This window comes from Pseudonocardia bannensis, from assembly GCF_012911875.1.
Lineage (GTDB): Bacteria > Actinomycetota > Actinomycetes > Mycobacteriales > Pseudonocardiaceae > Pseudonocardia > Pseudonocardia bannensis.
Genome location: NZ_JAAXKZ010000259.1, coordinates 1 through 1476, shown reverse-complemented (window position 1 = coordinate 1476; position 1476 = coordinate 1). Strand labels below are relative to the sequence as shown.

The following is a 1476-nucleotide window of genomic DNA, read 5'->3' as shown; positions in this document are numbered from 1 at the left end:
GGGCTGGGCTGGGTGGACGTCGGGCTGGCCCTGGGCTTCTACCTCGTCAGCGGGCTGGGCGTGACGGTCGGTTTCCACCGCTACTTCACCCATGGCTCGTTCAAGGCCAACCGGCCGTTGCGGATCGCACTCGCGGTCGCCGGCAGCCTGGCGCTGCAGGGCGGGGTGATCTCCTGGGTCGCCGACCACCGCCGTCACCACGCCTTCTCCGACAAGGAGGGCGACCCGCACTCGCCGTGGCTCTTCGGCACCGGACCGGTCGCGCTGGTCAAGGGCTTCTGGCACTCGCACATGGGCTGGCTGCTCGATCGGGACAAGACCAACGCCCGGCGCTTCGCCCCCGACCTGCTCGCCGATCGCGACATCAAGCGGGTGGACGACGCCTTCATCTGGCTGACCGTCGTGAGCCTCGGGCTCCCCGCCCTCATCGGCGGCCTCGCGACCTGGTCGTGGTGGGGTGCGCTGACGGCGCTGTTCTGGGCCGGGCTGGTCCGGGTCGCGGTGCTCCACCACGTCACGTGGTCGATCAACTCGATCTGCCACATCTTCGGCGATCGACCCTTCGCCGCCCGGGACCGCTCCGCCAACGTCTGGTGGCTGGCCGTGCTGTCCTTCGGCGAGTCGTGGCACAACCTGCACCACGCCGACCCCACCTGCGCCCGGCACGGGGTGAAGCGCGGCCAGGTCGACATCTCCGCGCGCATCATCTGGGCGTTCGAGAAGCTGGGGTGGGCGACGTCGGTCCGCTGGCCCACGCAGCGCCGCCTGGAGCGCCTCAGCCGGGGCCGGTAGGGCCCTCCGCACCGTTCACGACGGCCGGGCATCGGGAGCATCCGCTCCCCGGTGCCCGGCCGTCGCCGTTCATGTCCGCGGCCACCCCGATCGGGCCGGGCGGGTCACCCACCGGATGAATCGACGGGACCGTTCGGTGAGGCACGCCGGCCGTGGGTCTCTGCGAGCCGCGCGTCGCGATCACGAACGGTGGCGACGTTCGTCGAATTGATCACGGCATGTCACGGCGGAGGGCGGCGGTAGGCGATGGTACAAGTCGTACGCCGACGGGTGACCGTACCGCCGCTCGCCGGTGAGGCGCCCCATAGCGGCCCGGCGCGCCAGGGTGACGAGTCGATCCTGCAACCCTTTCGCATGACCTCCCAAAGGGGCATTTGGTCACGCTCCGCTGCTTTACGAGACCGCAAATTCGGCGCGGTTCACGGGCGCCGTGAGCCACGACTCTGGCGCCGGAAAGAACCGCCGCGCATGATTTCTTCGTCATCCCCCAGCCGGACACAGGAGGCTTTCGTGCGCACCCGAAAAGTGGCCTACTCAATTCTCGTATTGACGACGAGTGGCGCCGTGGCCGTGCTCGGGGCCGGGTCGGCTTCGGCCGACCCGATCCTGGCCACGGACGCCGCAGTCGCCCCGGCCCAGTCCGCGCCCATCCCCGTGCCTGCCATCCCGGCCGTCCCAGCCGTC

Annotated in this window: 1 protein-coding gene; it reads left to right on the top strand. The window is 70.5% G+C overall.

The window, feature by feature from the left end:
- Positions 1-792 (top strand): acyl-CoA desaturase (locus HF519_RS30050; protein ID WP_169416319.1); only part of this gene is annotated, 792 nt, incomplete at its 5' end.
- Positions 793-1476 lie beyond the last annotated feature (684 nt).